The 23,336-nt window shown below is 71.4% G+C and carries 24 protein-coding genes; 20 read left to right on the top strand and 4 right to left on the bottom strand.

Annotated features, from left to right (window positions below):
• The first annotated feature begins 13 nt into the window (after window positions 1–13).
• The 4 genes from fbaA to ABEA24_RS26970 all read left to right on the top strand — a co-directional run bounded on the left by fbaA (window position 14) and on the right by ABEA24_RS26970 (window position 2,973).
• On the top strand, window positions 14–1,036 hold the full coding sequence (fbaA, locus tag ABEA24_RS26985; RefSeq protein WP_345433901.1) for a class II fructose-bisphosphate aldolase: 1,023 nt from the start codon (window positions 14–16) through the stop codon (window positions 1,034–1,036).
• Window positions 1,037–1,229: 193 nt separating this feature from the next.
• Window positions 1,230–1,724, top strand: coding sequence for a winged helix-turn-helix transcriptional regulator (locus ABEA24_RS26980; RefSeq protein WP_345433900.1), 495 nt, complete (start codon window positions 1,230–1,232; stop codon window positions 1,722–1,724).
• Window positions 1,725–1,846: 122 nt separating this feature from the next.
• A complete protein-coding gene (locus ABEA24_RS26975) occupies window positions 1,847–2,380 on the top strand; it encodes a DUF4232 domain-containing protein (RefSeq protein WP_345433898.1) in 534 nt (177 codons plus the stop codon).
• Between the two features lie 98 nt (window positions 2,381–2,478).
• Complete coding sequence (locus tag ABEA24_RS26970) at window positions 2,479–2,973, top strand: GNAT family N-acetyltransferase (protein WP_345434308.1); 495 nt, start codon at window positions 2,479–2,481, stop codon at window positions 2,971–2,973.
• Here ABEA24_RS26970 and ABEA24_RS26965 read toward each other — a convergent pair.
• The gene (locus ABEA24_RS26965; RefSeq protein ID WP_345433897.1) at window positions 2,970–3,800 is read right to left on the bottom strand and encodes an aldo/keto reductase; all 831 of its coding nucleotides are present in this window, start codon (window positions 3,798–3,800) and stop codon (window positions 2,970–2,972) included. The genes ABEA24_RS26970 and ABEA24_RS26965 overlap by 4 nt on opposite strands.
• An 86-nt stretch (window positions 3,801–3,886) precedes the next feature.
• On the opposite strand from ABEA24_RS26965, the gene ABEA24_RS26960 reads away from it, so the two are divergent.
• The 7 genes from ABEA24_RS26960 (at window position 3,887) to ABEA24_RS26930 (ending at window position 10,196) form a co-directional block, all read left to right on the top strand.
• Complete coding sequence (locus ABEA24_RS26960; protein WP_345433896.1) at window positions 3,887–4,300, top strand: DUF3151 domain-containing protein; 414 nt, start codon at window positions 3,887–3,889, stop codon at window positions 4,298–4,300.
• A 113-nt stretch (window positions 4,301–4,413) separates the two neighbouring features.
• Window positions 4,414–5,697: an adenylosuccinate synthase gene (locus ABEA24_RS26955; RefSeq protein ID WP_345433895.1), complete on the top strand. Its 1,284-nt coding sequence runs from the start codon at window positions 4,414–4,416 to the stop codon at window positions 5,695–5,697.
• Window positions 5,698–5,885: 188 nt separating this feature from the next.
• Window positions 5,886–7,277, top strand: a complete 1,392-nt coding sequence (locus ABEA24_RS26950) for an ATP-binding protein (RefSeq protein WP_345433894.1) — start codon at window positions 5,886–5,888, stop codon at window positions 7,275–7,277.
• Window positions 7,274–7,687, top strand: a complete 414-nt coding sequence (locus tag ABEA24_RS26945; RefSeq protein WP_345433892.1) for a roadblock/LC7 domain-containing protein — start codon at window positions 7,274–7,276, stop codon at window positions 7,685–7,687. Before ABEA24_RS26950 ends, ABEA24_RS26945 begins: the two co-directional genes overlap by 4 nt.
• Window positions 7,684–8,037 (top strand): DUF742 domain-containing protein, encoded by a 354-nt coding sequence (locus ABEA24_RS26940; protein ID WP_345433890.1) that lies wholly within the window; start codon window positions 7,684–7,686, stop codon window positions 8,035–8,037. The genes ABEA24_RS26945 and ABEA24_RS26940 overlap by 4 nt, the downstream gene beginning before the upstream one ends.
• Complete coding sequence (locus tag ABEA24_RS26935) at window positions 8,015–8,620, top strand: GTP-binding protein (RefSeq protein WP_345433889.1); 606 nt, start codon at window positions 8,015–8,017, stop codon at window positions 8,618–8,620. Before ABEA24_RS26940 ends, ABEA24_RS26935 begins: the two co-directional genes overlap by 23 nt.
• Window positions 8,610–10,196 (top strand): cytochrome P450 family protein, encoded by a 1,587-nt coding sequence (locus ABEA24_RS26930; protein WP_345433888.1) that lies wholly within the window; start codon window positions 8,610–8,612, stop codon window positions 10,194–10,196. The genes ABEA24_RS26935 and ABEA24_RS26930 overlap by 11 nt, the downstream gene beginning before the upstream one ends.
• 33 nt (window positions 10,197–10,229) lie before the next feature.
• Here the strand turns inward: ABEA24_RS26930 and ABEA24_RS26925 are convergent, their stop codons facing one another.
• Both ABEA24_RS26925 and ABEA24_RS26920 read right to left on the bottom strand, forming a co-directional pair.
• On the bottom strand, window positions 10,230–11,459 hold the full coding sequence (locus ABEA24_RS26925; RefSeq protein ID WP_345433886.1) for a sensor histidine kinase: 1,230 nt from the start codon (window positions 11,457–11,459) through the stop codon (window positions 10,230–10,232).
• The gene (locus tag ABEA24_RS26920; RefSeq protein WP_345433884.1) at window positions 11,456–12,112 is read right to left on the bottom strand and encodes a response regulator transcription factor; all 657 of its coding nucleotides are present in this window, start codon (window positions 12,110–12,112) and stop codon (window positions 11,456–11,458) included. The genes ABEA24_RS26925 and ABEA24_RS26920 overlap by 4 nt, the downstream gene beginning before the upstream one ends.
• 162 nt (window positions 12,113–12,274) lie before the next feature.
• On the opposite strand from ABEA24_RS26920, the gene ABEA24_RS26915 reads away from it, so the two are divergent.
• From ABEA24_RS26915 to ABEA24_RS26895, 5 genes are all read left to right on the top strand, one after another.
• Entirely contained in the window at window positions 12,275–12,841 is a 567-nt protein-coding gene (locus tag ABEA24_RS26915; RefSeq protein ID WP_345433882.1) for a hypothetical protein, read from the top strand.
• Window positions 12,838–13,884 (top strand): peptidoglycan-binding protein, encoded by a 1,047-nt coding sequence (locus ABEA24_RS26910; protein ID WP_345433881.1) that lies wholly within the window; start codon window positions 12,838–12,840, stop codon window positions 13,882–13,884. The genes ABEA24_RS26915 and ABEA24_RS26910 overlap by 4 nt, the downstream gene beginning before the upstream one ends.
• On the top strand, window positions 13,881–14,573 hold the full coding sequence (locus tag ABEA24_RS26905; RefSeq protein WP_345433879.1) for an ABC transporter ATP-binding protein: 693 nt from the start codon (window positions 13,881–13,883) through the stop codon (window positions 14,571–14,573). Before ABEA24_RS26910 ends, ABEA24_RS26905 begins: the two co-directional genes overlap by 4 nt.
• A complete protein-coding gene (locus ABEA24_RS26900; RefSeq protein ID WP_345433878.1) occupies window positions 14,570–15,778 on the top strand; it encodes an ABC transporter permease in 1,209 nt (402 codons plus the stop codon). The genes ABEA24_RS26905 and ABEA24_RS26900 overlap by 4 nt, the downstream gene beginning before the upstream one ends.
• A gap of 74 nt (window positions 15,779–15,852) precedes the next feature.
• Complete coding sequence (locus tag ABEA24_RS26895; protein WP_345433877.1) at window positions 15,853–16,797, top strand: glycerophosphodiester phosphodiesterase family protein; 945 nt, start codon at window positions 15,853–15,855, stop codon at window positions 16,795–16,797.
• Window positions 16,798–16,831: 34 nt separating this feature from the next.
• Here the strand turns inward: ABEA24_RS26895 and ABEA24_RS26890 are convergent, their stop codons facing one another.
• On the bottom strand, window positions 16,832–17,929 hold the full coding sequence (locus ABEA24_RS26890) for a magnesium and cobalt transport protein CorA (RefSeq protein ID WP_345433876.1): 1,098 nt from the start codon (window positions 17,927–17,929) through the stop codon (window positions 16,832–16,834).
• 366 nt (window positions 17,930–18,295) lie between these two features.
• On the opposite strand from ABEA24_RS26890, the gene purD reads away from it, so the two are divergent.
• The 4 genes from purD to purB all read left to right on the top strand — a co-directional run bounded on the left by purD (window position 18,296) and on the right by purB (window position 23,302).
• Entirely contained in the window at window positions 18,296–19,531 is a 1,236-nt protein-coding gene (purD, locus tag ABEA24_RS26885) for a phosphoribosylamine--glycine ligase (protein ID WP_345433875.1), read from the top strand.
• A gap of 9 nt (window positions 19,532–19,540) precedes the next feature.
• The gene (locus ABEA24_RS26880; RefSeq protein WP_345433874.1) at window positions 19,541–20,692 is read left to right on the top strand and encodes a low temperature requirement protein A; all 1,152 of its coding nucleotides are present in this window, start codon (window positions 19,541–19,543) and stop codon (window positions 20,690–20,692) included.
• Between the two features lie 107 nt (window positions 20,693–20,799).
• Window positions 20,800–21,972, top strand: coding sequence for a glycoside hydrolase family 5 protein (locus ABEA24_RS26875; RefSeq protein WP_345433872.1), 1,173 nt, complete (start codon window positions 20,800–20,802; stop codon window positions 21,970–21,972).
• Between the two features lie 19 nt (window positions 21,973–21,991).
• Window positions 21,992–23,302 (top strand): adenylosuccinate lyase, encoded by a 1,311-nt coding sequence (purB, locus tag ABEA24_RS26870; protein WP_345433871.1) that lies wholly within the window; start codon window positions 21,992–21,994, stop codon window positions 23,300–23,302.
• Window positions 23,303–23,336 lie beyond the last annotated feature (34 nt).

Here is a 23,336-nt window from a genome sequence, read left to right as displayed (position 1 = left end):
GGAAGGAAGAGCCATGCCGATCGCGACCCCAGAGGTATACGCGGAGATGCTCGATCGGGCAAAGCGTCAGGGCTTCGCCTACCCCGCGATCAACGTCACCTCGAGCCAGACGCTGAACGCCGCGCTGCGCGGGTTCGCCGAGGCCGAGAGCGACGGGATCATTCAGGTCTCCACCGGAGGCGCGGAGTTCCTCTCCGGCGCCACGGTGAAGGACATGGTGACGGGCGCGACGGCGCTCGCGGAGTACGCGCGCGTGGTCGCGGAGAAGTACCCGGTGCAGATCGCGCTGCACACCGACCACTGCCCCAAGGACAAGCTCGACGGCTTCATGAAGCCGCTGGTCAAGATTTCGCAGGAGCGGGTGGCGCGCGGCGAGGAGCCGCTGTTCCAGTCGCACATGTGGGACGGCTCGGCCGTGCCGCTCGAGGAGAACCTCCAGATCGCGGCGGAGCTCATCGAGGAGTGCGCCAAGGCCCGCGTCGTCATGGAGATGGAGATCGGTGTCGTCGGCGGCGAAGAGGACGGCGTCGTCGGCGAGATCAACGAGAAGCTCTACACGACGCCGGGTGACGCCCTGGCCACGGTCGAGGCCGTGGGCCTCGGCGAGAAGGGCCGCTACCTCCTCGCCGCGACGTTCGGCAACGTGCACGGCGTCTACAAGCCGGGCCACGTGAAGCTGCGGCCGGAGGTCCTGAAGGAGATCCAGGACGTCGTCGGCGAGCGCTACGGCAAGGACAAGCCCTTCGAGCTGGTCTTCCACGGCGGCTCCGGCTCCACGCTGGAGGAGATCCGGGAGGCGGTGTCGTACGGCGTCGTGAAGATGAACATCGACACCGACACCCAGTACGCCTTCACGCGGCCGGTCGCCGACCACATGTTCAAGAACTACGACGGCGTCCTGAAGGTCGACGGCGAGGTCGGCAACAAGAAGGCCTACGACCCGCGCGCGTACGGCAAGGCCGCCGAGGCGGGCATGGCCGCGCGCATCGTCGAGGCCTGCGAGCACCTGCTCTCGCAGGGCACCAAGATCAAGTAAGGCCACGGAGCGAGACGCGGGGACGGCCGGCCCGATCGGCCGTCCCCGGGTTGCTCGACGCGCCCCGACGGCAGGCCGTCCGCGCACCGCTCGACGCGACCCGGCGGCAGGCCGCCCCCGGTAGCGCTTCATTCGACCCGGCGGCAGGGCGTTCTGCGTTGCTTGACGCAACTCGGCGACCTACCCTGGATGCGTGCTCAACCGCACGTACGACGACCAGAACTGCTCGATCGCCCGGGCCCTCGAGATCGTCGGCGATCGCTGGACCCTGCTGGTGATCCGGGACGCCTTCGAGGGCATCCGCCGCTTCGACGACTTCCAGGCGAGCCTCGGCGTGGCGCGCAACGTGCTCACCGACCGGCTGAACCGCCTGTGCGAGGAGGGCATCCTCCGGCGGCGCCTCTACCAGGAGCGGCCGGAGCGCTATGAGTACCGCCTGACCCGCAAGGGCGTGGGCCTGTGGCCGGCGATGATGTCCCTGCTCCTGTGGGGCGACGAGCACTACGCCGAGAACGGCCCGCCCATGGTCCTGATCCACCGCGGCTGCACCGGTCGGCTGACCCCCGCACTGACGTGTTCGGAGTGCGGCGCGGCGCTGGGCCCGACGGACATCGACCCGCGCCCCGGCCCCGGCGCCCTGCCGACCGACCGGGCCGCCCAGCAGGCCGCCGCCTCGGGCACACCTTGATCATTTTCTCTTGATCATTTTTCGGCGAGCTGCGAACGATCCTGCTCGCGCGGGCGTCTCACCCCTTGGACACACCAACCCCCGGGCGCACGCGCGCCCGCCGACCTTCGGGGAAGTTCAGGATGCGAGACAACACTCGTCGCCGGATGCAGATCGCCGTCGTCACCGGTGCCGTCGCGGCCGGCTCGATCGCGGCCGCCATGCCCGCCATGGCCGCCACCACCAGCGCCACGCCCGCCTGCAAGGCCGCCAACCTCAAGGTCTCCCTCAACAAGCGCATCGACCCCGGCGCGGGCCAGCGGTACACCACCCTGGACTTCCGGAACACCGGAAAGAAGGCCTGCGTCCTGCGCAACGGCCTGAAGGGCTTCACCTACCTGGTCAAGGGCAAGGAGGGGGGCGCGCCCAGCGTTCCGGTCCACGCCTACGGGGACAAGGGCCTCGGTTACTCCGCCAAGCAGGCGGTCGTCCTCAAGCCCGGCAAGCACGGCAAGGTTGGCCACCTCGTCATTCACTGGAACGTCGTGTCGACGCCGCTGATCACTCCGCAGTCCCTCAGGTTCGCCCTTCCGGCCGGTGGCGGCTACACCGCCCTGCCGTGGAAGCAGCTGGTCGGCGGTGACCACCGCCTCGGCCTGGGGCGTCTCTCCGCCTGACCGTACGACCGAGGGCCGGAGGGGAGCTTCCTCTCCGGCCCGTTTTTCGGGCGAAGGGTTGCTTCACGCAACTCGCGGCTGATGCAATGGGTTTCGTGATGAAACTCAATGCCCCGACGGCACCCGGCGCGCCGGCGGTCGACGTACGGCCCTATGAGGGCGGTGACCGGGCGGGTGTCCTGGCGATGCGGCTGTCGCGGCGGAGCCTCTACCACCGGTTCTTCGCCGGCACCCCGCACGTCCCGGCGTTCTACGCCGGCACGCTCGACGGCATCGACCACGTCGACCGTGACGCGCTGGTCGCCGTGGCCGGTTCCGAGGTCGTCGGGATCGCCGAGTACACGCGCGACACCGGCCTGCCGTGGCGCGCCGACCTCGCGGTCGTGGTCGCGGACCTCTGGCAACGGCAGGGCGTCGCCACGCGGCTGATCGGGGACCTGACCGTAGCGGCCCGGCGGCACGGGATCACCGAGCTGCGCGCCGACGTGCTCGTGGGCAACCGCGCCGCGCGGGCCGCGATCCACGGCCTGTGGCCGCGTGCCCTCGCCGCCCGCGGCGACGAGGGCACCGTGATCTACCGACTGCCGATCTAAGCCAGGGCGGCGAACTGCTCGTCGGTCAGGGTCAGGCCCGCGCCGCCCATGTTCTCCTCCAGGTGCGCCACCGAGCCGGTGCCGGGGATCGGCAGGATGACCGGCGAGCGCCGGAGCAGCCAGGCCAGCGCGACCTGCGACGGCGTCGCGCCCAGCTCGTTGGCGATCTCGTCGAGATGACTGCCCGGCTTCGCGAGATCGCCCACGGCCAGCGGGAACCAGGGGATGAAGCCGATGTTCTCCCGCTCGCAGTAGTCGAGGACGTCCTCGGACTTGCGATTCGTCAGGTTGTAGAGGTTCTGGACCGTGACAATCGGAACGATCTCCCGGGCCTGCTCGATCTCCGCGACGCTGACCTCGGACAGCCCGATGTGCCGGATCTTCCCCTCGTCCCGCAGGTCGCGCAGCTCCCCGAGCTGGTCGGCGAGCGGTACCTCCGGGTCGATGCGGTGCAGCTGGAACAGGTCGATCCGCTCCAGGCCCAGTCGGCGCAGGCTCATCAGCGCCTCCTGGCGGAGGTAATCCGGCCGGCCGACCGGATGCCATTCGTCCGGCCCCGTTCGGACCAGCCCGGCCTTCGTGGCGATCGTCACGCCCTCGTACGGGTGCAGCGCCTCGCGGATCAGCTCCTCCGACACGTACGGTCCGTACGAGTTCGCGGTGTCGATGAAGTCCACGCCGAGCTCGACGGCGCGCCGCAGCACGCGGAGGGCCTCGTCGTGGTCGGGCGGCGGACCCCAGATGCCGGGCCCGGTGATCCGCATGGCGCCGAACCCGAGACGATTAACGGTCAGGTCTCCACCGATGGTGAACGTGATTTCGGTCATGCGTGCCACGCTACGCGCGGTGAAAACGACGAACTTTCCCGCCCTCCGCAATAGGAGATCGCCGCCGAATTGGGCAGGATGACCCCATGGAGCCACAGAACCTTCTCGGCGGGCCGGCCCCGACCGAGCTGCCGGACAACGAAGAAGCCCGACAGTCCCTGGAGGCCGGCGTCGACCCCTTCGAGGTCGCCGCGCGCTTCCCGGCGTACCCGGCCGCCTGGGCCGAGCTCGCCGACCGCGCCTTCGGGAAGGGCGATGTGATCGAGAGCTACGCGTACGCCCGCACCGGCTACCACCGTGGCCTCGACGCGCTCCGCCGCGCGGGATGGAAGGGTCACGGCCCGATCCCGTGGGAGCACCCGTCGAACCAGGGCTTCCTGCGCGCCCTGAACGCTCTCGCCCGGGCGGCCGCCGCGATCGGCGAGGACGACGAGGCCGAGCGCTGCCGGACGTTCCTGCGGGACTCCAGCCCCACGGCCGCCGAGGTCCTCGCCACCTGACCGGCTCCTGCCGTTTTCCTCGCGGTCATCCTGCGGGTACTCTCTGATCGCAAGAGCCCCTGTCGCTGCTGCTTGCGCCAGGGGCTTCATCGATGCCAGGGGAGAGAACTCCTATGCCGGCCATCGTGCTCGTCGGCGCCCAGTGGGGTGACGAAGGCAAAGGCAAGGCCACCGATATTCTCGGCGGCGACGTCGACTATGTCGTCCGGTATCAGGGCGGCAACAACGCGGGGCACACCGTCGTCATCGGCGACCAGTCCTACGCCCTGCATCTGCTTCCGTCAGGGGTGCTCTCCCCGGACGTCGTACCCGTGATCGGCAACGGCGTGGTGATCGACCCCGGCGTACTGCTGGAGGAGATCGACGGCCTGCGGGCGCGGGGGGTGAGCTGCGACCGGCTGCTGATCTCGGCCAACGCGCACTTGATCATGCCCCACCACAAGGCCCTCGACAAGGTGAGCGAGCGCTACCTCGGCAAGGCGCGGATCGGCACCACCGGCCGCGGCATCGGCCCGGCGTACGGCGACAAGATCGCGCGCATGGGCATCCGCGTGCAGGACCTGCTCGACACCGGCATCCTGCGGCAGAAGCTCGACCTCGCGTTGCGTGACAAGAACCAGATCCTCGCCAAGGTGTACAACCGGCGCGCCATCGAGATCGACCCGATCATCGAGGAGTACGTCGCGTACGGCGAGCGGCTGCGCCCGCACATCGCCGACACCGCCCTCGTGATCAACAAGGCGCTCGAGGAGGACAAGCTGGTCCTGCTGGAGGGTGCCCAGGGCACGCTGCTGGACGTCGACCACGGCACGTACCCCTTCGTCACCTCCTCCAGCCCGACCTCGGGCGGGGCGTGCGCGGGCTCCGGCGTCGGCCCGACCCGGATCACCAAGGTGATCGGCATCTTGAAGGCCTACACGACGCGCGTGGGCTCGGGGCCGTTCCCGACCGAGCTGCTCGACGAGACGGGCGACTGGCTGCGCACCACCGGCCACGAGTACGGCGTCACGACGGGCCGCAACCGCCGCTGCGGCTGGTTCGACGCGGTGATCGCCCGGTACGCCACGCGGGTGAACGGCGTCACCGACTACTTCCTGACCAAGCTCGACGTGCTGTCCGGTCTGGAGAAGGTTCCGGTCTGCGTGGCGTACGAGGTCGACGGCGAGCGCTGCGACGAGCTGCCGATGACGCAGACCGGGTTCCACCACGCCAAGCCGATCTATGAGGAGCTCGACGGCTGGCAGGAGGACATCTCCGAGTGCAAGACGTTCGACGATCTACCGAAGAAGGCGCAGGACTACGTCCGGGCGCTGGAGGAGATGTCGGGCGCCCAGATCAGCGCCATCGGCGTCGGCCCGGGCCGCGACCAGACGCTCCAGCTGCGCTCCCTGGTCTGACCCCACCGACTCGGCGGCCCCGGCGTTCCGGGGCCGCCGAGTCGTCTGTGACTGACTGTTCACCGACATGGTCTTTTTTCGTATCGCGCTGGCACAAGAAGATCACGGGCTGTAGCTTTGCGCTCTACATGAATTCTGTCCCGTAATGCGGCATTCTCTTCTCGCCCCGATGATCTGAGGAGCGATACATGACGGCGGTCGCGATCGCGTGCCTGACGGCCGGCCTCCTGGTCGCCGTGGTCCTGCTCGTACGCCAGCAGCAGATCACCTCCCGGCTCCGCCGGCGGACCACCGTGCTGGAGGAGACGGCACGCGTCCGCGACGAGGAGCTACGCCACTTCGTGACGGTCCGCGCGCCCGCCCTGGTGGAGTCCCTGTACGGCAAGCCCGTCGAGGTGCCCGGCCCGCGCAACCCGAGTTTCGCCACGACCTCCGCCGAACAGGGCATTCGCGCGATCATGGGGATGTTCGCCGAGCACGCCCAACGCGCGAAGGAGCGCGCCGACCAGTCGGCGAAGGCGACGCTGAAGGCGATGATGCGCGCGGTGCAGAGCCTCGCCAACGAGCAGCAGCTGACCATCTCCGGCATGCAGGACCGGCACGACGATCCGGACGTGCTCGAGGGCCTCATGAAGATCGACCACATGAACGCCCAGCTCGGACGGCGCGCCCAGGCCACCGCGGTGCTCTGCGGATCCTGGCCGGGCCAGCAGCGGTCCGCCGCCGCGCTGGTCGACGTCGTCCGCGGCGGGACCTCCCGCATCCGCGACTACCTGCGCGTCCAGGTCCCCACACAGGTCAACATCGCCGTCGTCAGCCGCGTCGTCGAGCCCGTAGTCCTCGCGGTCGCCGAGCTCCTGGACAACGCCGCCCGGCACTCCCAGCCGAACACCTCGGTCGAGGTCAACTTCCGGCAGACGCACAACGGCGTCGCCATCGTGATCGACGACGCCGGCGTCGCCATGGACCCGGAGGAACTGCAGCGGGCCGAGCGGCTCCTGTCGGGGCGTGAGTCCGTGGACATCAACCGGCTCGGCGACCCGCCCCAGGTCGGGTTCGCCGTGATCGGCGTGCTCGCCGCGCGGTACGGCTTCCGGGTCGCGGTCGACAGCCGCTCCCCGTACGGCGGGGTGCGCGCCGTGCTCTTCCTGCCGAGCGAGCTGCTCACCCAGGTCGACACCGGCCCCGTGCCCGTACGCGCCGAACCGCGGCCCGTGCTCACCGAGCCGCCTGCGGCCCCGCGGACCCCGACGGCACCGGTGTCGCCACCCGCGCGAGGAGAGCGGACGACGACAGGCCCCATGTCGCCGCCCGCGCGAGAGGAGCGGACGATGACGGGCCACGTGTCGCCACCCGCACGGGAGGAGCGGACGACGACAGCCAACGGCCTGCCGAAGCGCCGGCGCGTCACCGCCGGCGAGACCGGCACGGGCGAGCAGCCGCTCCCCTCCGCCGGGGCGCAGGCCCCCTCCACCCGGCCGGCGCGCGATATCGCCGCCGGGATGGGCGCGTGGCAGCGGGGGACCCGCGCCGGCCGTGCCACCGATTCTCCCGACTCCGAAGGGAATGTCGCCGAATGACCAAGGATCCGAACAACAGGCTCGGCTGGATGCTCGACGATGCCCTGAAGATGCCGGGGACGCGGCACGCGATCCTGCTGTCCGCCGACGGGCTCCTGATGGCCTACTCCGACCGCATCGGCCGCGACGACGCCGAACGCCACGCCGCCGGGATGTCCGGGCTGCAGTCACTGGCCCGCAACTCGGCGGAGTTCTGCGGCGACCCGCACACCACCTGGCGCCAGACCGTCTCCGAGTTCGACGGCGGATACGTCTTCCTCGTCGCCGCGGGCCCCGGCGCGTACCTCGCGGTCTCGACGACGGAGAACGTCGACATGGAGGCGATCTCGTTCCGCCTCCAGGAGCTCGTGCAGCGTCTGGGCAAGGAGCTGTCCGCCCCGCCGAGGCAGACCCCGGGCACCCCGCTATGAGCGGGCCCCGCCGTGAACGTGCGCTGGTCCGGCCGCACGTGGTGACCGGCGGGCGCGCCCGTCCGACCCGCAACATCTTCGACCTGGTCACGCTCGTGATGGCCGCCCGCTCCGAGGTCGCCGGCCTCAGCCCCGAGAAGCGGCGGGTCATGGAGCTGTGCCGGGGCGGGGCCCTCTCGGTGGCCGAGGTCGCAGGCCACCTCTCGCTGCCCGTCAGCGTGACCAAGGTCCTGCTGTCGGACCTGGTCGACAGCGGCCACATCGTCACCCGGGTCGGCGGGCCGGACACCGGCCCACCCTCCACCCGGCTTCTTCAGGAGGTGCTCGATGGACTCCGCGCTCGTCTCTGACGGCACCTATGTGCGCGACACCGTACGGACCTCGGTCAAGCTGCTGATCGTCGGTCACTTCGCCGTCGGCAAGACCACGTTCGTCGGCACGCTGTCGGAGATCCGGCCGCTGCGCACCGAGGAGCGGATGACGCAGGCCGGCGCCCTGATCGACGACCTCGCCGGGGTACCGGACAAGCAGACGACCACCGTCGCCATGGACTTCGGCCGGCTGACGCTGAGCGACGACCTCGTCCTCTACCTGTTCGGGACCCCCGGACAGCACCGGTTCACGCAGCTGTGGCACGACCTGTCGCGCGGGGCCCTCGGCGCGCTCGTGCTGGCCGACACACGGCGGCTCGAGCAGTCCTTCGACATCATGGGGTTCCTCGAGGAGCAGAACCTCCGGTACGCCGTCGCGATCAACCAGTTCGACGGCTCGCCGGCCTTCCCGGAGGAAGAGCTCCGCGAAGCCCTCGACCTGCTGCCCACCACGCCGCTCATCACCTGCGACGCGCGCGATAGGGCGTCCTCCACCCGTGCGCTGATCTCCCTCGTCGAGTACCTCGTCGACGTCGAGAAGAAAGCCGCCCGTGACGTCTGACACCACGGCGTCCTCGGCACCGGGCTGCCCCGTGCACGGCGGCCGGACACCGCTGTACGGGCCGGAGTTCGCGGCGAACCCGGCCCGGGTGTACGACGCCCTGCGCCACCACGGCCCGGTCGCCCCCGTCGAGCTGGCCCCGGGCATCCCGGCGTCCCTGGTCATCTCGTACGACGCCGCCCTCGCGGTGCTGCGCGACCCCCGCAGGTTCCCCAAGGACGCCCGCCGATGGGAGCGGACCGTCCCGCCGGACTCACCGGTCGTGCCGTTCATGAAGTACCGGCCGGCCTGCAACAAGACCGACGGCGCCGAGCACGCCCGGCTGCGCGCGGCGGTCTCCGACAGCCTGTCCCGCATCGACGTGAACACCCTTCGCGACTCCGTCGAACGCCACGCCGAGACGCTCATCCGGCGATTCGCCGTGCGGGGCGCGGCCGACCTGCGCACCGAGTACGCGCTGGTCCTGCCCCTGCTGGTGTTCAACGAGGTGCTGGGCTGCCCTCCGGAGATCGGCGACCGCATCGTCGTCGCGATGCAGGGGTTCGTCGAGAACGTCGACACGGCGAAGAGCAACCGGATCCTCCTGGAGGCCATCGGCGAGCTGGTCGCGCTCAAGCGCGCGCGGCCCGCCGACGACCTGACCACCTGGATCCTCGACCACCCGGCCCGGCTGACCGACGAAGAGGTGACCGAGCAGTTCATCCCGCTGATCGGGCTCGCCACCGAGCCGGAGCAGAACCTCATCGCCAACGGCCTGCGGCTGCTGCTGTCCGACGGCCGGTTCGCCGGTGACCTGTCCGGCGGCAGCCTGCCCATCGACGACGCGCTGGACGAGATCCTCTGGACCGACCCGCCGATCGCCAACTGGGCGATCAGCTACCCCGTGGAGGACATCGAGTTCCAGGGCGTACGGCTGCCGGCCGACCAGCCCGTCGTCATCGGGTTCGCCGCCGCCAACACCGATCCGTCGACCGCGTCCGCGAACCGGACGGGCAACCGCGCCCACCTGGCCTGGGGCGCGGGCCCGCACACGTGCCCGGTCCAGGGGCAGGCGCGCATGATCGCCTCGGTCGCCATGGAGAAGCTGCTCGACGCGCTGCCGGACATGGAGCTGGCCGTCCCCGCCCGCCAACTGGAGTGGCGGCCCGGCTTCGCGCAGCGGGCGCTGAAGTCCCTGCCCGTACGGTTCCCACCCGTCCAGGCACCGCCGCGCCCGACCGGCTCCGCCGCCGACCCGGTCCAGGCCGCCTGGCAGAGTGCTCCGGGGCACGGACTGCGGCAAGAGAGCCCCGCGCCCGCACCGGCATGGGGTCCCTCTTCGCCCGCCCCGCCCGTGGACCCGTACGCGCCCGCTGCGGCAGGGGGACCACACACGCCGCCTCCGGCAGAGGACCCGTACGCGCCGACTCCGGCCGGGAACCCGCACACGCCGGCAGGGGATCCGTACGCGCCGGCTCCGGCTGGGAGCCCGCACACGTCGGCTCCGGCCGGGAACTCGCACGCGTCGGGTCCGCGGCCCTCCGCCGCACCGGATCGCCGGCGCAGCCCCCTGAGCCGCTGGTGGCGCGGGGAATGACCCGCCTCACCGCCGTGGCCGGGCGGCGCCGCCTCACCTGAGCGACGGGAGCCGGACCGTCACCGCGAGGCCGCCGCCCGCCCTGGGGGCGGCGGTCACGGTGCCGTGGTGGGCGGTCGCGATGGCACGGACGATCGACAGGCCCAATCCGGTACCCCGGTCGGAGCGCACCCGGTCGCTCCGGAGGCGCCGGAACGGCTCGAACAGCGTCTCCACCTCGTACGCGGGGATCACCGGGCCTGTGTTCGCGACGACCAGTTCGACGCCGCCCTCGCACCGGCGGGTCGTCGACCACACCTCGCCGCCGTCGACGTTGTACCGGATCGCGTTCTCGACCAGGTTCTGGACGAGCCGTTCCACCAGGACCGGGTCGCCCTCGGTCGGCGCGCGGCCGACCTCGCGGTGCACGGTCAGGCCCCGGCCTTCCAGCTCGGCCCTGGCCTGGTCCAGGACGTGCTCCGCCACGTCGGCGAGGTCGAGCGGTGCGGTGTCGACGACGGTGTTCTCGCTGCCGGCGAGGGTGAGCAGCCCTTCGATGAGCCGTTCGTGCCGATCGCCGACGACGAGCAGCGACTCGCCCAGCCGCTTCACGTCGTCGCTGGCGTCGGGGCGGCGTACGGCGACGTCGATGAGGGTCCGGTTGATGGCCAGGGGCGTGCGCAGCTCGTGGGAGGCGTTGTCGACGAACCGCCGCTGCCCCTCGAAGGCGCGGGCGAGCCGCTCCAGCATGGTGTCGAACGTGTCGGCCAGTTCCTTCACGTCGTCGCGCGGCCCGGCGTAGGCGATCCGCTCGGTGAGATTACGGCTGTGCGCCACCCGCCGGGCGGTCTCGGTGATCTTGTGGAGGGGGCGCAGCGCCCGACCGGCGAAGATCCAGCCGAGTCCGAGCGCGGCCGTGCCCACGGCGGCGAGCGCGATGCCACCCTGCGTCAGCAGCGAGTTGAGCGTCTGCCGCGCCGACGTCTCCTTCGCCTTCACGAGCATGCCCTGGGTCTGGCTGGCCGTGTACATCACGTCAGGTGGCGGCACGCCCGGGATGGTCACGGCGCGAGACGTCTTCCCCTGAACCACGTCGTTGGTGCCGGGAGCGGCCCTGCCGCCCTGGATGGCGGTGACGCTCGCGGCCCGGTGCTGGATGTTGTTCTTGACGAGGAAGTAGGTCAGCGTCAGCAGCACGAGGCCGCCGACCAGGAACAGCCCGCCGTACAGCAGGGTGAGCCGGACGCGGATGGTCGGCTCGGGCCTCCGGGTGATCGTCGTCATGCGATTCGGTACCCCACTCCCGGGACGGTCTCGATGACGGGCGGATCGCCGAGCTTGCGGCGGAGCTTCATCAGCGTCACCCGTACGGTGTTGGTGAACGGGTCGGTGTGCTCGTCCCACACCTTCTCCAGGAGCCGCTCCGCCGAGACGACCGCGCCGTCCGCGCGCAGCAGCTCGGCCAGCAGACCGAACTCCTTGCGCGCCAGGTGCACGTAGCGGCCGTCCCGGTAGGCCTCCCGGCGGGCGGGGTCGAGCCGGATCCCGGCGCGCTCCAGGGTCGGCGGGTCGGCCGGCCGTGCCCGCCGGCCCAGCGCGTGGATCCGGGCCACCAGTTCCTCGAACGCGAACGGCTTGATCAGGTAGTCGTCCGCGCCGATCCCGAGTCCCTCGACCCGCGCGCGTACGGTGGCGGCGGCGGTGAGCATCAGCACCCGGACGGCCGCCCCGGACTCCACGACCGCGCGGCAGACGTCGTCGCCGTGCACGACCGGCAGGTCGCGGTCGAGCACGAGCACGTCGTAGTCGTTGACGCCGAGGAGTTCGAGCGCGGCGTCCCCGTCATAGGCCACGTCGACGGCCAGGGCCTCCGCCCGCAGCCCCTCGGCTATCGAGTCGGCGAGCATCCGCTCGTCCTCGGCGATGAGTACGCGCACCGTTCCCGTCCATGCCTCGTTAAGCGACCGTTCCGGCACAGCGTGCGGCATGGGGCATAACGCCGACGTAACCAGAACCGGTTACGCCCGGGTTATCGGCCGATGACTTGACTCCTCGCAGTTCGCCGGGGTCCGCCCGGCGGAGTTGCGAGGAGACGATCGATGCGACGAAAGGCGGTCGCGGCGCTCATCCTGGCGCCCGCGCTCACCCTCGGGTCGGCGGCCTGCGGGACCGGCCACAAGAAGGTCGATGCCAAGGCGAGCGCGGCCAGTGACGTGCAGAAGATGCGCGCCTACGCCAAGTGCATGCGGGAGAACGGCGTGGACATGGCCGACCCGGAGACGGACGGAAACGGTGGCATCCGGATTCGTGCCAAGGGCCCCGCGAACGGCGGCAGCGCCAAGCCCGCGATGGGCGACGACAAGACGATGAAGGCCGCCCAGGCCAAGTGCGGCCACCTGATGCCGAACGGCGGCAAGCCGATCAAACCCAAGCCGGAGGAACTGGCGAAGATGCGCGCCTACGCGAAGTGCATGCGCCAGCACGGCGTCAACATGCCCGACCCGAACTCCGACGGCGGCATCACGGTCAAGAGCGGCGGCGGGAAGAGCAACAACGTCGGCGCCGGTGACGTGAACCCGGACAGCCAGGCGTTCAAGGATGCCGACAAGGCCTGCGCGAACTATCGGCCCGGCGGTAGCCGGTCCCTCACACGGAGCGCGAATTGAGCAGGGCCCGCGCCGCGGTCCTGAGCGGCGTCGGCGTGGTCCTGGTCGGCGTCGCGGGCCTGGCGGCGGCCGGCCTGGGCGGCGGGGGCGGCACGCCCACCGGGCGCAGCACCCTGCCGCCCGCGACCGCGCGGATCGAACGGACCACGCTGGTGGAGACCCAGAAGGTGGACGGCACGCTCGGCTACGGCACGACGGGCACGGCGGCCGGTGCGGGCGGTCGCGGCGTCCTGACGTGGCTGGCCGCACCCGGCACGGTGGTGTCCCGGGGCCGGCCCGCCTACCGGGTGGACGACCACCCGGTGCCGCTGCTGTACGGGTCGCTGCCGATCTACCGGACCCTCGCCGACGGCACCAAGGGCCGGGACGTCCTGCAGTTCGAGCGGAACCTCCAGGCCCTGGGCTACACCGGCTTCACGGTCGACAAGACCTACACCGCCGCCACCGCCGCCGCGGTGAAACGCTGGCAGAAGGACCTCGGCCTCGATCAGACGGGCCGGATCGCACCCGGATCCGTGCTGGTCGCACCCGGGGAGATCCGGGTCGCCGAGCGGAAGGCGCAGATCGGTGACCGGCCGAGCGGCCCGGTGCTCACCTACACCGGCACCACCCGGGAGGTGAGCATCGCCCTCGATGTGCAGTACCAGCGGCTCGCCAAGAAGGGCGCCAAGGTGTCGATCGAACTGCCCGGCGGAGGCACCACCAAGGGCCGGATCACCAAGGTCGGCAAGGTCGCCACGGCAGGACACGGCGACACCCCCACCACCGTCGCGGTGACCGCCGCCGTCGACGACCAGGGGACGCTGGGCTCCTTCGACAAGGCGCCGGTGGCGGTCTACCTGACCAGCGAACGGCACGCCAACGTCCTCGCCGTGCCGATCGAGGCGCTGCTCGCCCAGCCCGAAGGCGGCTATGGCGTGCAGGTCGTCGAAGGCGGGCACGTCCGTACGGTTCCCGTGGAGACCGGCGCGTTCACCGAGGGCAAGGTGGAGATCTCCGGGTCCGGCCTGGCGGAGGGCATGAGCGTGGGGGTGCCGAAGTGAGCGAGCCGGTCGTGGAGCTCCGCGAGGTCCGCAAGGAGTACCCGGGCGACGTCACGGCGCTGGACGGGGTGACGCTGACGGTCGAGGCCGGGGAGCTCGCCGCGATCGTCGGGCCGTCCGGCTCCGGCAAGTCGACGTTGCTGCACCTCATCGGGACGCTGGACCGGCCCAGCGGCGGCACGGTGCGCATCGAGGGCCGCGACGTGTCATCGCTGCCGGATCGACGGCTCTCGGCGCTGCGCGCCCGGCGGATCGGGTTCGTCTTCCAGCAGTTCCACCTCGCCGCCGGGGTCAGCGCGCTGGACAACGTCGCCGACGGCCTCCTGTACGCCGGCGTCCCCCCGGCGGAACGCCGCCGCCGGGCGCGCCTCGCCCTCGAACGGGTCGGGCTGGCCCACCGCCTCGGCCACCGGCCGCACCAGCTGTCCGGCGGTGAGAAGCAGCGCGTGGCGATCGCCCGCGCGGTGGTCGGCGAACCCGCGATGCTGCTGGCCGACGAGCCGACCGGCGCGCTGGACACCGCCTCCGGCGCCGGGGTGATCGACCTGCTCCGGGAGCTGGCCGAAGGCGGCACCACGGTCATCGTGATCACGCATGACCGCGACATCGCCGCGACGCTGCCCCGCCAGATCCGGATGCTCGACGGCCGGGTCGTCCAGGACGACGCACGAGAGGAGGCCACGCGATGAGGCGCACGCGAGACGAGAGCGATGAACCGGCCAGGCTGGGGCCCCGGGACGTGGTCCGGGTCGGCGCGGCAGGGCTGCGCGCCCGCCCGTTGCGGGTGTTCCTGTCCGCCCTGGGCATCGCGATCGGCATCGCCGCGATGATCGGCGTGGTCGGCATCTCGGCCTCCAGCCGGGCGCAGCTCCAGGCCACGTTGGACCGGCTGGGCACCAACATGCTGACCGTGGCACCCGGCAAGGACCTCTTCGGCTCCGACGCGGAACTCCCCAAGGAGTCGGTCGCGATGATCGGCCGAGTGGCCGACGTGATCTCCGCGTCCGCCACCGGCAAGGTCTCCGACACGAACGTCTACCGCAACGATCGCATCGACGCGGGGGAGACCGGCGGCATCAGCGTGCTGGCGGCCCGCCTCGACCTGCCCCGTACGGCCGGTCTGCGGATGGCGGCCGGGACCTGGCTCAACGCGGCCACGAGCCGGTACCCGGCCGTCGTGCTGGGCTCGGACGCGGCGGACGCGCTCGGCGTCGCGCAGCCGGGCGTCCAGGTCTGGCTCGGTTCGCAGTGGTTCACCGTCGTCGGCATCATGGAGCCGGCGGAGCTCACGCCGGAGCTGAACTCCGCCGCGCTGGTCGGCTGGGACGCGGCGGTCTCCCGGCTCGGCTTCGACGGCCACCCCACCACCGTCTACACGCGGGCCAAGAAGGAGTCGGTCGAGCGCGTACGGGACCTGCTCGCCGCCACCGCCAACCCGGAGGCGCCGACCGAGGTCGAGGTCAGCCGCCCGTCGGACGCGCTCGCCGCCCAGAACGCCAGCGACAAGGCGTTCACCGGGCTCCTGCTGGGTCTGGGCGCGGTGGCTCTCCTGGTCGGCGGCGTCGGGGTGGCGAACACGATGGTGATCTCGGTCCTGGAACGCCGTGCCGAGATCGGCCTGCGGCGTTCCCTCGGCGCGACCCGCGGGCAGATCAGGGCACAGTTCCTCACCGAGTCGCAGCTGCTCGCGGCGCTCGGCGGCGTGGGCGGCGTGACGCTCGGCATCCTCGTCACGGCGGTCTTCGCGGTGTCGCAGGGCTGGCCGACGGTGGTCCCGCCGTGGGCGATGGCCGGCGGGGTCGGCGCCACGCTCGTCATCGGCGGCATCGCCGGCCTGTACCCGGCGATCCGCGCGGCCCGGCTCTCCCCCACCGAGGCCCTCGCCGCCCCATGACCCTCGCCCGCGGCAGGAGGAGCCGAAGCACCCCACCCCGAGCTCGAGTCCCCCGCAGCCGTACGGAACGCTCGGTGAACGCGATCACAGATCGGGGGCGAACGCCGCAGGCCACCTCCCGGTTCGCGCGTTCGCCGAGCCTTCGCTCCAGCCGAGGCGCCAAGGCGTCGAAACGGGCCCGTACGCTGTGGCGGGTGGAGATCCAGGGACACCGCGGGGCGCGGGGACTGTGGCCGGAGAACACCCTTCCGGGGTTCGCGAGAACGCTCGAGCTGGGCGTCGACGTGCTGGAGCTGGACGTCGCGCTCACCGCGGACGGCGTCCCGGTGCTCCATCACGACCAGTCGCTGAACGGCGGGGTCGTACGGGACCGGGGGCCGTGCCGGCCGCGTGACCCGATGTTCCCGTACGTCGGCAGGCCGATCGGGGAGCTGACGCTCGCGCAGATCAAGACGCTCGACGCGGGGATCCAGAACAAGCGGTTCGCGTCGACGCAGACGCCGATCCCCGGCGCCGAGGTGCCGACGCTGGCGGAGGTGTGCGAGCTGGTCGCCCCGCACGACGTACGGCTGGCGGTGGAGATCAAGACCGATCCGTCCTGGCCGGACGTCGAGACCATCACGGTCGCGGCGGTGAAGGTGCTGGAGTCGTACGGGCTGACGGAGCGGTCGCGGCTGCTGGCGTTCGACTGGCGGGTCCTGGCGGTGGCGGGGGAGCTCCTGCCCGGCGGGCAGCGGGTGGCGCTGGTCGAGCCGGACACGCTCGACGCGTCGTGGCTGGCCGGGCGGGATCCGGCGGGCGGTCTGGCCGCCGCCGCGGCCGATGCCGGGGCGACCATGATCTCCCCGAAGCGGGTCATGGTCATCCCGGAACTGGTCGCGGCGGCGCACGCCCGGGACCTGCGCGTCGTCCCGTGGACCGTCAACGACCCGGTCGAGATGGCGCGGCACATCGCGTTCGGCGTGGACGCGATCGTGACCGACTACCCCGACCGGCTCCGTACGGTGCTCGGACGCTGAGCAGCGGAGGCCCGGCCTGTTCGAGCGCCGGGTCTCAGAGCCAGCCGTTGCGGCGGAAGCCCCGGTAGAGGATGAGACAGGAGCCGACGATGATGCCGAGGGCGAGCGCGTAGCCGTACTTCCAGTGCAGCTCCGGCATGAACTTGAAGTTCATGCCGTACACGCCGGTGATCGCCGTCGGCATCGCGAGGATCGCCGCCCAGGCGGAGATCTTGCGCATGTCGTGGTTGTCGGTGACGGTCACCTGGGTGAGGTGCGCCTGGAGGATCGGGGTGAGAAGCTCGTCGCAGGACTCGACCTGCTCGCGTACGCGGGCGAGGTGGTCGTCGACGTCGCGGAAGTACTCCCGGATCTCGGTCGGCACGAAGCGGCGGGCGGCCAGGTTGCGCACCGGGCCGGCGAGGGGGCCGACGGCCCGCTTGAGCTGGATGACCTCGCGCTTCAACCGGTAGATGCGCTCGGCCTGGTTGGTGGCGTCGGCGGAGAAGACGTTCTCTTCGACCTCGTCGATGTCCTGCTGGACGGCGTCGCCGACGGAGATGTAGTCGTCCACGACCCGGTCGATGATCGCGTGCAGGACCGCGGCGGGACCGAGCGCGAGCCGCTCCGGTGCCTTCTCGAGGCGGCGCCGGACCGGGGCGAGCTCGCCGTGCGCACCGTGCCGTACGGTGACGATGAAGTCGGGCCCGCAGAAGATCATGATCTCGCCGGTGTGCACGGTCTCCGTGCCGCCGCGCTCGACGTACCCGACGGTCTTCATGACGACGAACTGCACGTCGTCGTAGCGCTCCAGTTTGGGCCGCTGGTGGGCGTGGACGGCGTCCTCGACGGCGAGCGGGTGCAGGCCGAACACCTCCGCCAGCCGTTCGAGCTCGGCGGCGTCGGGCTCGTGCAGCCCCACCCAGACGAAGCCGGCGCGCGGCTCGGCGCCTTCGTCCTCGGGACCGCGGACGAGCTCGACGGCGTCGGCGAGACTGTCGGTGTCGACGCGCTTCCCGTCGACGTACGCGGCCCAGTCGATGAGCGCGGACCGCTGGGTGATCGACTCACCGGCCGCGATGCGACCGGGACGGGCGAGCGGCTTGAACAGGACGCGGGTGGCGCGTCCGGGGCGAACCCTGGTCATGGCCATGGGGGACTCCGTTCCCTGGCCCGGCCCCACGCGCGGCAGCGCGCGTCAACCCGGATCAGAGCGGGGAGCGCGCGCCGGAGGCGGCCGGACGCCGAGTAGAGATGGTCGGACTGTGAGGAGGCTCGGCGTTACTGCAAGGATCGCCAGGACTCATTCCAACCACCTCCTTGGGTCGTCGGCGTCTCAGAGTGAGGCTCTGAAGGCTACACCGGGAATTAAGGACGCCCGAGCACGGTGGGCGGTTCACAGGTTTCCCGGATTCTTTTCAAGGATCACCGGAGCAGGGTCTGATCAGGTCAACGCGGCGCGGGCGTCCGTGCTTCCCGCACCGGCTTGGAAACCGGAGACCTGGATAGGCTTTGCGACGTGCGAGTCCTCGTTCTCGGCTCGGGCGGGCGCGAACACGCGCTGGTCCGTTCCCTCTCCCGCGACCCTGACGTCACCGCGCTGCACTGCGCGCCCGGCAACGCCGGCACCGCAGCGCTCGCGGACAACCATGTCCTGGATCCGACCGATCCGGTCGCCGTGGTCGAGCTCGCGCAGCGCCTCACGGCGCAGCTCGTGGTGATCGGGCCGGAGGCTCCGCTGGTCGCGGGCGTCGGCGACGCCCTGCGCCAGGCCGGGTTCCTGTGCTTCGGCCCGGACGCCGCGGCCGCGCGGATCGAGGGTTCCAAGGCGTTCGCCAAGGAGATCATGCAGGCGGCCGGCGTCCCGACCGCCGACGCCCGCGTCTGCGATGGCTCCGGCGAGGTCCGCGAGGCACTGGACGCGTTCGGCCCGCCGTACGTGGTGAAGGACGACGGCCTGGCCGCCGGCAAGGGCGTCGTCGTCACCGAGGACCGCGCGGAGGCCGAGCGGCACGCCGCCGAGTGCGAGCGCGTCGTCATCGAGGAGTACCTCGACGGGCCCGAGGTCTCGCTGTTCGCGCTGACCGACGGCACCACCGTCGTGCCGCTGCTGCCGGCCCAGGATTTCAAGCGCGCCCACGACGACGACAAGGGGCCGAACACCGGCGGCATGGGGGCCTACACCCCGCTGTCCTGGGCCCCCGCGGGCCTGGTCGACGAGGTCGTGCGCACGGTCGTCCAGCCGACGGTGGACGAGCTGCGCCGCCGGGAGACGCCGTACACCGGCGTGCTGTACGCCGGGCTCGCGCTGACGTCGAAGGGCGTCCGGGTGATCGAGTTCAACGCCCGGTTCGGCGACCCGGAGACCCAGGTCGTGCTCGACCGGCTGGCCACCCCGCTGGGCGGGCTGCTGCAGGCCTGCGCGGTCGGGGGGCTGGGCTCCGCGCCGGCGCTGGAGTGGCGGCCGGGCGCGGCGGTCACCGTGGTGATCGCGGCGGAGAACTACCCGGGCAAGCCCGTCACCGGCGACCCCATCGCCGGCGTCGAGGAGGCCGAGGCGGTCGAGGGCGCGTACGTCCTGCACGCCGGCACCAAGCTGCGCGAGGGGCTGCCGGTCTCGGCCGGCGGGCGGGTGCTGAACGTCGTCGGCACCGGCCCCGACATCGCCGCCGCCCGCGCGGCCGCCTACACCGCCGCGGAGCGGATCCGGCTGCGCGGCGCCCACTACCGTACGGACATCGCGGCGAAGGTCTGACCGGCCGCCATGGAGGTTCAGAGCGGCGATCCGGCCTCGGTGCGGGAGGAGTCCGAGGACGGCTACCGGGTCACCACCCTGGAGCTCTTCTTCGACCTGGTCTTCGTCTTCACGATCACTCAGCTGACCTCCGTCCTGGTACACGAGCTGTCGCCGCTCGGGCTGCTGCGCGTCGTGGTGCTGTTCGGCGTGCTGTGGTGGATCTACTCCGGGTACGCCTGGCTGACGAACACCGTCGCGCCCACCACGACGGGCCGGCGGCTGCTGCTGCTCGTGGGCATGGCGGGATTCCTGATCATGGCGCTCGCCACGCCGCGGGCCTTCGACGGCGGCGGTGTGGCCTGGGGGCTGGGCTACCTCATCGTGGTCGTCGTGCACGGCAGCCTGTACGTCCAGGCCAACCGCAACTTCTGGCGGGTGCTGCCCGCCAACGTCATGGCGGCGGCCCTGGTGATCGGCGCCGGGCTGCTGTCCGGCGCCTGGACGTACGCGCTGTGGATCGCGGCGGTGCTCGTGCCGATCGTCATGCCGTACATCGTGCCGCCGGGCGGCCTGTTCACGCTGCGGGCCGCGCACATCGTCGAGCGGCACGGCCTGCTGGTCCTGATCACGCTCGGCGAGTCGGTCGTGGCGATCGGGATCGGCCTGCCGGACGAGCCGCTCACCGTGGGCACGACGCTCGCGGCGGTGCTCGGCCTGGCTCTCGTCGCCGCGCTGTGGTGGACGTACTTCGCCGAGGACGACGTACGGGCCGAGCACGCCCTGACAGCGATGGACGACGCGCGCCGCGTCGGCGCGATCATAAACGGCTACTTCTACGCCCACATCCCGGTGATGATCGGGGTGGTCGCGGCGGCGGCAGGTGTGAAGAAGGCGATGGGCCATGCCGCGGAGCCGCTGCACACGGGGCCGGCGATCGCCCTCGGGGCGGGCGTCGCGGCCTACCTCGTGGGCGACGCCGCGTTCCGCCGGGCGCTGCGGATCGGCTCTCCGGCACCCCGGATCGGCGCGGCGGTGCTGTGCCTGGCCGCGATCGCCCTCGGCGTCCAGGTCGCCGCCGAGGCCGAGCTGATCGCCCTCGTCCTCCTCGTCGTGGCGGCGCTCATCGTCGAACGGCGGCTCTCGCCGACCCCCGAGGAAGCCGCCGGGCGTCCGGTCTGACGGTGTCCCGCCCGCGAACGCCGTCAGAACAATGAAGATCGCCCTCCCGGGCCGGAGAAGTTGATCTAGGATCCCAAACGATCTTGGTCACCCGGGAAGGGAAGGTCATGCGCCGATCAGTCGGACTCGCCCTCGCCACACTCCTCATGACGGCCGGTGCCGCCGGGACGGCCCAGGCCGCCGCCCCGGCCCGCGAACCGGTCGCCCGAACCGCCGCCGCGACCACGCAGGCCGCCGCGCTGACCCGGCTGCACGCCACGTCCTCGCACGCCTTCGTCGACTCCGCCGGCACCACGCACCTGCTGATCGGCCCGAACGTCCAGCCGATCTGGGACGCGGACAGCACGGACACCTGGGGCCAGTCGACGTACGACTCGATCAAGGCCAAGGGCTTCACGGCGGTCCGCATGGTCCTGTTCTGGGACATGTTCCAGCCGACCGAGGCGGCGTGGAACGAGACGGCGTTCACCACCCTCTCGACGGCGGTCGACCGGGCGAAGGCCGCCGGCCTGTACGTCATCCTCGACACCATCCACATGTCCGGCCAGCCCGACGGCCTGGGGCACGCGCCGAGCTGGGCCTGGGACCCGGATGGGGACGGCAACATGAATTACGCCGACGGCCTGGCCGCGGTCGTCGACAACGGGCTGGGCTTCCTGCAGACCATCGCGAACCGCTACAAGGACGAGACGGCGATCGCGGCGTACGACCCGGTCAACGAGCCGTACCGCTCGTCCACCCAGTCCGCGAGCCTGCTGTCCGACTACACCAAGATCGTGAACGCGATCCGCGCCACGGACAGCACCACCAGCATCATGCTGGAGCCGTCGTACGGCGACTCGAAGGTGCCCACCTCGTCGTTCTCGTCGTTCACGCCGACCAGCCGCAGCAACCTCATCTGGTCGTTCCACGACTACTACAACGGCGACCCGAACAGCGCCAACACCAACGGCTACGACTCCAGCGGCCTCGGCCAGAACCCGAACCCCTCCGACGGCACCACCGGCTACAACTCGGCCAACAAGGCGGCGCTCGCCTCGCACCTGCAGGTCCAGCTCGACATGGCCAAGGCGGAGAGCCTGCCGGTGTGGATCGGGGAGTTCGGCATCGGCAACGGCCTCACCGGCCACGACCAGTACATCAAGGACAAGGTCGCGCTCTACAAGTCCAAGGGCCTCGACTACGCCTGGTGGGAGTACTCCTCCAACAACGGGAGCGGGCCGTTCAGCATGGTCGACGCGAACGAGAACTGGCGGTCCTGGGTGAGCTACCTGTTCTGACGCCTGGGACACTGGGAGGGTGATCGAGCGCTACACCCTTCCGGAGATGGGCCGCGTCTGGAGCGACGCGCACAAGTACGAGCTGTGGTGCCGGGTCGAGACCCTGGTGCTCGAGGCACACGCCAAGGCGGGCACCGTCCCGGCGGACGTCGTCGAGCCGGTGCGCGCCGCTCCACCGCCGACGCCCGAGCGCGTCGCCGAGATCGAGGCGACGACGCAGCACGACGTGATCGCGTTCCTGTCCGCGTGGGCCGACAACACCAAGCCTCGTGAGGCCGCGGCCTACGTGCACTTCGGCATGACGTCCTCGGACCTGCTCGACACGGCCCTCGCCGTCCAGCTCGCCGAGGCCACCGACATCCTCCTCGCCAAGGCCGACGCGCTGGTCGCGGCGCTGCGCGACCACGGTCTCGCGCACCGCGGCACCCTGCGCGTCGGCCGGACGCACGGCATCCACGGCGAACCCGACGTCTGGGGACACCGGGTCGCCGACTTCGCGTTCGCGATGGCCCGCTCCCGCGACCGCCTCCGGCGGGCCCGGGCTGCTGTCGGCGTCTGCGCCATCTCCGGCGCCGTCGGCACCTACTCCAACATCGACCCCGAGGTCGAGCGGTACGTCGCCGCCGAGCTGGGCCTGACCCCGGCGGACGTGTCGACCCAGGTGGTGATCCGCGACGGCATCAGCGAGTGGGTCTCCACCCTGGCGATCATGTCCACGGTGTGCGAGGCGATCGCGCTGGAGGTACGGCACGGCCAGCGCACCGAGGTGCGGGAGCTGTGGGAGCCGTTCGGGAAGGGCCAGAAGGGCTCCTCCGCGATGCCGCACAAGAAGAACCCGATCATCTCCGAGCGGCTCGCCGGCCTCGCCCGGATCGTCCGCGCCCAGGTGACCCCGGTGATGGAGGGCATCCCGCTGTGGCACGAGCGGGACATCTCCCACTCCTCCACCGAGCGCATCGCCCTGCCCGACGCCTCGATCGCGCTCGACTACATGCTCAACCTCACGCACCGCCTCGTCACCGGCCTCGTCGTCGACAAGGAGCGAATGCTCGCCAACCTGGAGTCCACCGGCGGCCTGATCTACACCAGCACCGTCCTGCTCGAGCTGGTGAACGCCGGGATGTCCCGCGACGACGAGGCGTACCCGCTCGTGCAGAAGGCCGCGATGGAGACCTGGGAGACCGGGACGCCGTTCCGCGAGACGCTGCGCCGGCACGCGGCCGAGGCCGGGCTGACCCTCGACGAGGCGCGGCTCGACGAGGTCTGCCGGCCCGAGCGCTACGTCGAGCGCCTCGCCGGAGTCTTCGAGCGCCTCGCCGCCCTCAGCTGACCCTCGGACGGCGGTGAGATCATGGAGGCGAGGG

The sequence above is a fragment of the Actinoallomurus vinaceus genome (genome assembly GCF_039542055.1).
GTDB lineage: Bacteria > Actinomycetota > Actinomycetes > Streptosporangiales > Streptosporangiaceae > Actinoallomurus > Actinoallomurus vinaceus.
Note: the sequence above shows the minus strand (reverse complement) of the source record. Positions and strands in the feature narration are given on the sequence as shown.